Below are 6,611 nucleotides of genomic sequence, written 5' to 3'. Positions count from 1 at the left end.
CACGACGGCGCTGGCCGGCGTCGTCGTTCGCTGCCGTCGCCACGCTCGCCGCGCGGGACGGGAGCCGCGTCGTGGTGGTGGGTGACGACGGCGACGCAGCGGCCTCCGACGAGATCGTGCGCCTCACGCTCGCGAGCGCGCCGGGCACCGACATCTCCTCACTCGCCGGAAAGCTGTCGCTCGGGGAACTCGCCGGCGTGCTGAAGGCGAGCGCCGTCCTGGTCGGCAATGACAGCGGCCCGCGGCACCTGGCGCAGGCGGTCGGGACCCCGACCGTCGGCATCTACTGGATCGGCAACGTCATCAACGCCGGCGCACTGGGACGCACCCTGCACCGGGTCCATCTCTCCTGGGTGACGGCCTGCCCCGTCTGCGGCGTGGACGTCACCCAGGTGGGCTGGACCGCCGAGCGCTGCGAGCACGAGAACTCATTCGTGCGCACGGTCAAGCCTGCAGAGGTCTACGAGGACATCCGCGAACTCACGGCCACGAGCCTTCTTCTTCGTGGGCGATGACCATCTGGCGGATCTCGCACCCCCTGGGCTGTGAGAGCGCAAACAGGATGGCCTGGGCAACACGCTCGGGATCATTGAGCCGGGAGTCGTCCTGCGGCTTGTACTGCTCGTCGCGGTCGTCGAAGAACCGCGTCTTCATGCCGCCCGGGATGATGGTGGTGACGCCGATCTGGCCGCTGGTCTCCGCAGCCAGCGCGTGTGAGAACCCGATCACCCCGAATTTCGACGCGCAATAAGCGGTGGCGTCGGCCACGGCCTTGATGCCGAGCGTCGACGCGATGGTGATCACCCGCCCGTGGGTCTCCACCAGGTGAGGAAGTGCGGCACGGGCGGTGGAGACGGTGCCGAACAGGTTGACGCCCACCACCTTCTCCCACTGGTCCGCAGGCACGTCGGCGAGCGCCCCGCAGCGGTCGATCCCTGCGGCGGTCACCACGGCGTCGAGCCCGTCCATCGTCTCGGCGGCCTCCGTGACGGCGGCCTCGACTGCTGCGCGGTCCGCGACGTCGACAGCGAACGCCTTGACGCCGGTGACGCGGCTGATATCGAGGTCGAGCACCACGGGAGTTCCCCCTGCCGCGAGCACGGCCTGGACGACGGCGGCCCCGAGTCCGGAGCCACCGCCCGTCACGAGGACGCGTCCCGGGTTGAAGGGACTGCCGGAGACGGTGCTGGCTGTTTCGAGCGTCATGTCTTCCTTTCGATTGCCTTGCTGGAACTGTCTGGAAATGTAGGCGGCTCAGCCCACCCTGGCGAGCGCGGCGGCGAGTCTGGTGGTCGACCGCGCCGGGATGTAGGGAACGGTGACGGTGCATCCGCCCCAGCTGCTCACGAGCTTCGCCTCCGGAAGGTCCTCGGCCGCGTAGTCGCCGCCCTTGACCCAGATGTCGGGACGGATCCGGGCGATCGCGTCCTCGGGCGTCGACTCGTCGAAGACCAGCACCGCGTCGACGCATTCAAGGGCCGCCAGCAGTTCGGCGCGGTCCTCCTGGCCCATGATGGGCCGTGAGTCACCCTTGAGCCGCCGGACCGAGGAGTCCGAGTTGAGGCACACGATCAGGCAGTCGCCCAGCTTCCGTGCGGCGGCGAGGGTGCGGGCGTGCCCGGCGTGGATCAGGTCGAAGCACCCGCCGGTGGCCACCACCGTGCCACCGGCCTCACGGGTGCGCCGGGCGACGTTCAGTGCATCAAGGCCCGGAACGTTCAGCTCACGGGGCTCGTCCACTTTCGGTGCGAAGAGGGCTGACACGCCTCCCGCCGCAAGGAACGACGCCGCTGCCTCCGCTGCAGCCTGCGCGGCCGCGTCCACGGCGAGGCCGGCAGCGAGGCTCACGGCGAGCGACGAGGCGAAGCGGTCCCCCGCGCCGCAGGGGTCGGTCCCCGAGACCCGCGGAGCCGGGATGACCTGGGCGAGGGTATCGCGTGTCGCGACGAGCGCGCCCTGCTCACCCAGGGTGATCACGACGGCGAGGCTCTCCCACCGCGTGAGCAGCACCTCTGCCGCCGAGGCGGCGGCCTGCGCACCGCTCCCCTCCACTCCGGTGAAACGCAGGGCCTCGCCGAGGTTGGGGGTGACGGCGGTGACGCCGGGAATCGGGGCGGCTCCGGCCGGGTGCGGATCCCAAACCACGGGGATCCGTCCGAGCTGTTGCGACAACGCCGCTCGCAGCTCAGGGTTCGCCGTGAGCCCGCGGCCGTAGTCGGCCACGACGATCGCGTCAGCGGATCCGAGTGCGGCCAGCATGTGGGCGGTGCACTCCGGCACGGGCGGCTTCGCGCACCCCTCGTCGAAGCGCACCACCGCCTGTCCTGCGGCACGGACGCGTGTCTTGACCGGCGTGGGGGCTCCCGAGGGCCCGGAGGTCACGGCGATGCCGTCGAGTTCGGCGCGCAGCAAGCCGGCGGCGTCGTCGCGTCCGAGGACCGTGACGAGGCCGCTTTCGTGCCCGTCGAGCTGAAGCATCCGGGCCACCAGCCCGGCTCCTCCGGCACGGCGCTGCACGGCGTCGACGTCGACGACGGGAACCGGTGCATCGGGCGACAGCCTGCCCGCATCTCCCGAGAGATCGATGTCCAGCAGGACGTCGCCCACCACGAGGACCTTCATCGTCCTGCCCTCCGACGGCCCAGCACCTCGGCGTCGAACGCCCGGCAGATCGCATGCAGTGCCATCAGGTGGCCTTCCTGGGCGTTGGCCGACCCCGCCTCGATGGCGACGTACTCGTCCACGCAGTCGGTCAGCGGATTGGGCCCGGCGCCCGTGAGGGCCCAGGTGGTGATGCCCGCATCCCGTGCGGCGGCCGCCGCGGAAAGGAGGTTGGGGCTCTTTCCGCTGGTGCTCAGCAGCACCAGGATGTCGCCGCGCCTCCCGTGCGCCCGGACCTGCCTCGCGAACAGCTGGTCGAATCCGTAGTCGTTCGCGATAGCGGTGACGGCGGAGGATTCCGCGTGGAGCGAGATCGCGGAGAATGGTTCCCGTTCACCGTCGAACCGGCCCACGAGCTCGGCTGTCAGGTGCTGCGCCTCGGCCGCCGAACCGCCGTTGCCGGCGGCGAGCACGCGCTGACCGGCCATCAGCCGGTCAGCCAGTTCGACTCCCCACCGCGCGAGGTGGTCGGACTGGGCGAACAGCGACTGAAGGGCCGGCATCACGCCCCGGAGATGATTCCGGACCAGTTCCCCCGGATCCGGTTCCGGCGCTGACGATGGGGTCGCCTCCGGCGCCGTTTCCACCTGCGGCTCACCAGCGTGCAGGGGCGTCAACAGGCTGCTTGCTTCGGCGCTCACAGCGCCCTCCCTCCAGTACTCTCCAGGTGCCGGGCAACGCCCAGCCGGTCCGTGTCCGCCGACGCAGCACTGCCGCCGCGCAATGCCAACTGATAGGCCTTTTCGGTGTCGGCTGCGATCCTGCTCCAGGAATACCGCGCGCGCACCCTGCGGTAGCCGCTCCGGCCCAGCCCGGCAGCCCACTCGGGGTCGGCCAGGATCTCCGCCACGGCACGGGCAATCGCCCCTGCGTCCTGCGGCGGAACGTGCAGCCCGGTACGACCGTCCACCACCGTATCCACGAGCCCACCCACGGCGGCGGCGACCACCGGCACCCCGCAGCCCATGGCCTCCAGCGGCACGATGCCGAACGGCTCGTACCAGGGAGCGCAGACCACGGCGTCGGCGCTGCGCAGGAGCGCGGGCATCTCGTCCCGCTGGACCTGCCCGCGCAGCTCCACCCGGTCCTCGACACCCAGCGTCCGGGCAAGGGACTTCAGCCGCTGGGCTTCCGGATCCCCCTCCAGCCCCGTGGAACTGCCCGGACCGCCCACGATCACCAGTTCGACGTCGTCGTGTCCGCTGTCCTTGAGCTCGCGCAGCGCGCGGATCGCCAGGTCCATGCCCTTGCGCGGCACCAGGCGCCCCACACTGACGATGCGATGGGCCCTGCCCCTGGGTTCGGCCGGACCGGAGGGTGTGAAGAGATCGAGGTCGACCCCGCAGGGCGCGATGGAGACCCGGTTCCCGGCGACTCCCATGGATTTGAGTTCGAAGACCTCGTCGGAACAGGTGGCCACCACACGGCGTGCACTCCGTGCCACCATCGCCTCGAGCAGGATGCGGTCGGCGGGGCTGGTGTCGTCGGCCCCCTGGTGCCGTTGCTTGACGGTGCCCAGCGCATGGAAGGTCTGGACCACCTCGACGGGCCTGCCGGCGGCGTGCGACCGGCCCGCGGCGTCGAGCGCCGCCAGGCCGGACATCCAGAAGTGGCCGTGCACGATCTCCGGCGGCCGGTTACCCCAGTCGGCGAAGATGCCATCGGCAAGCGCACCCATGTAGGGCAGGAGGCCGTCCTTGGCGACTCCGCGCGCCGGCCCGGCCGTCACGTGGACCACCTCGAGCCGGGGCCCGGTGCGCACGCGGTCAGGAAGGGAGGGGTCGTCCCGCCTCGTGTACACAGTGACCTCGTGCCCGCGCCTCGACAGCGCGAGTGAAAGCTCCGCGACGTGCACGTTCTGGCCGCCGGCGTCCACGCCTCCGAGCGCTGCCAATGGACTGGCGTGCTCCGACACCATCGATATCTTCACTGGGCTCTCCTCTCGGTTACCGCCAGGACGCGGGAGCGCCCTGCTGTCCGCTCAAGGACGCTGTCCCAGTCGGCAAGGAATCGGTTCAGTCCGTAGCGGCTCAGCGCCGCCGCGCGTGCAACGGCACCGCGCGCCCGCGCCTCGTCCGGATCCTCGATCAGGATCCTCGCTGCACGGCGGAGGTCCTCGACGTCCGTTGACACGGCACCGGCACCGGGCGGCACAGCGCGTGCCGCTTCCGTGGTGGCCAGCACGAGCACCGGCATGCCGAGATGCATCGCCTCGAGCAGCGCCAGTCCGAGGGAGGTCCACCGCATCGGGTGGAGATAGGCTCGGGAGCGCGCCAGCCGTGCATGGAGCTGCGCCGTCGGAAGATCACCGCCGATCCGCACCCGTGCCGGGTCGAGCCCCGTCGCCTGGGGCAGTCCCGCGGTGCCCATGCCGAACACCTCCAGCCGGGCAAGGTCCGTGAAGCGCCCCAGCAGGTCGGTTCCGGTGACGCGGCCCCTGCGGACGGGTTCGTTGATGACCACCGCGAGCTGCTCCAGCTCCCCGGTGTACCGGTGGCCGGGGTCCACGATTCCGTGCTCGATCACTGTGGTGGACGCCAGCCCGTTGTCCCAGAACAGCTCGTTGAAGTGGGTGACGTGGACGATCGGGATGTCGGTCTGGCCCTGCAGCGGATGCTGCGTGGCAGGCACCCCGCCCTTGGGCGTGTTGTGCTCGAGGAAGACGGCGGGGAGGTCGCGGCCGGGCGTCCTGCCCAGCAGCCGTGTGCACTCGGCGATCTCCTCGACCCGCTGGAGGACCACGACGTCGAAGTCCTGGTCCCGCAGGTCCTCCAACGCCACCTCGAGGACGGTCCTCGGCCAGTCGCGGCCCGCCCGCCCGAGGCCCCAGGGGCCGCCCTCGGCGCTGGTGGGCAGGACATAGGTGTGGTCCCCCCGCACGAACGCGTCGGTCCACCCCCCGTGAACGTGCCACAGCAGTATCCTCATCGGGTTCCCCTTCTCTGGCGTCTGCCGTCGGTGCGCCCGATGCTGCGGCGTGAGCCCAGCGATGTCACTCCCGAGGTGAGCCTCAGCACCGCCTCCACCACGTCCTCGGGGGACACCCCGGACAGGCAGGGATGCCCCTGGACCGGGCAGATCCGGGCCCGGCTTCCGGCGCAGGCCGCATGCTGGTCCCCCAGCAGCTCGACCGGGATCCGGTACGGCGCCCAGCGCACCGCCGGCACCACGGGCGAGAACAGGCAGACAACCGGCGTTCCGACGGCGGCGGCGAGGTGCGCCGGCCCCGTGTTCCCGGTGATCACCACGGTCGCCCCCTGCAGTACGGCTCCCAGGACGGGGAGATCGGTGCGGCCGCCCAGGTCGATACCCTCGGGTCCTGCAACGGTGGCCGTCAGCTCCCGCTCACCCGGGCCGCCCGTCACCACCACACGGAAGCCCGCCGCGGTGAGCAGCTCCACTGCAGCGGCGTGGTGCAGCGGCGGCCACGCCCGCGACGGCACGGCCGCTCCCGGATGGACCGCGATATAGGGTCCCTCCCCTACCAGGTGGCGAACGTCGGGGAGCTCCGTGACCCGGAGGCGCCCGTCGTCGTCGTTCGGCAGGGGAAAACCTGCCGCAGCGGCAATACCGAGCGCGCGCTCCGCTTCGGGCTGGTCCTCGGGGAAATCCTCGCCGGGCTTCAGGCGCACGTCGAGCAGGCTTCCTGCGTAGTCGACCGACGCTGCGGTGATCCGGCCCACCCCGGCAAGCCGCAGCAGCAGTGCCAGCGGAAGCGGCGACTGGTGGAACGAGGTGAGGATCACCGCTTCCTCGATGCCCGCACCCGCAACGAAGTCCACCAGGGAAGCGGTCAGTGCCGCGGTCACCGCCGGGGCCGGGTCCACGATCCAGGGTGCCGCCCAGGTGAAGACTTCGCTCACCCCGGGAAGCAGTCGCGCGGCCGGCGCACCCTGCGGCCCGCACACCATCACGACGTCGTTCGCCGCACCATACCGGCCTGCGGCGAC

At 71.2% G+C, this 6,611-nt stretch carries 7 protein-coding genes; 1 reads left to right on the top strand and 6 read right to left on the bottom strand.

Annotated elements, in window-relative coordinates; all coding sequences use genetic code 11:
* Positions 1-515, top strand: a 515-nt coding sequence (locus tag Y705_RS17000) for a glycosyltransferase family 9 protein (RefSeq protein ID WP_162149027.1), incomplete at its 5' end; no start/stop codon positions are given.
* Here the strand turns inward: Y705_RS17000 and Y705_RS0103215 are convergent.
* The 6 genes from Y705_RS0103215 to Y705_RS16985 form a co-directional block, all read right to left on the bottom strand.
* The gene (locus tag Y705_RS0103215; protein ID WP_026531810.1) at positions 481-1,206 is read right to left on the bottom strand and encodes an SDR family oxidoreductase; all 726 of its coding nucleotides are present in this window, start codon (positions 1,204-1,206) and stop codon (positions 481-483) included. The two genes, Y705_RS17000 and Y705_RS0103215, sit on opposite strands and share 35 nt — an antisense overlap.
* Positions 1,207-1,254: 48 nt before the next feature.
* A complete protein-coding gene (rfaE2, locus tag Y705_RS0103210) occupies positions 1,255-2,622 on the bottom strand; it encodes a D-glycero-beta-D-manno-heptose 1-phosphate adenylyltransferase (RefSeq protein ID WP_026531809.1) in 1,368 nt (455 codons plus the stop codon).
* Complete coding sequence (locus Y705_RS16995; protein WP_049822205.1) at positions 2,619-3,248, bottom strand: D-sedoheptulose-7-phosphate isomerase; 630 nt, start codon at positions 3,246-3,248, stop codon at positions 2,619-2,621. Before Y705_RS16995 ends, rfaE2 begins: the two co-directional genes overlap by 4 nt.
* 50 nt (positions 3,249-3,298) lie before the next feature.
* The gene (locus tag Y705_RS16990) at positions 3,299-4,591 is read right to left on the bottom strand and encodes a glycosyltransferase (protein WP_049822195.1); all 1,293 of its coding nucleotides are present in this window, start codon (positions 4,589-4,591) and stop codon (positions 3,299-3,301) included.
* Positions 4,588-5,589, bottom strand: a complete 1,002-nt coding sequence (locus Y705_RS0103195) for a glycosyltransferase (RefSeq protein ID WP_026531808.1) — start codon at positions 5,587-5,589, stop codon at positions 4,588-4,590. Before Y705_RS0103195 ends, Y705_RS16990 begins: the two co-directional genes overlap by 4 nt.
* Positions 5,586-6,611, bottom strand: a 1,026-nt coding sequence (locus Y705_RS16985; protein ID WP_081737745.1) for a glycosyltransferase family 9 protein, incomplete at its 5' end; no start/stop codon positions are given. The genes Y705_RS0103195 and Y705_RS16985, both read right to left, overlap by 4 nt.

The sequence above is a fragment of the Arthrobacter sp. H41 genome (assembly GCF_000520535.1).
Taxonomy (GTDB): Bacteria; Actinomycetota; Actinomycetes; order Actinomycetales; family Micrococcaceae; genus Arthrobacter_D.
This window is presented reverse-complemented; position numbering and strand designations above follow the sequence as displayed.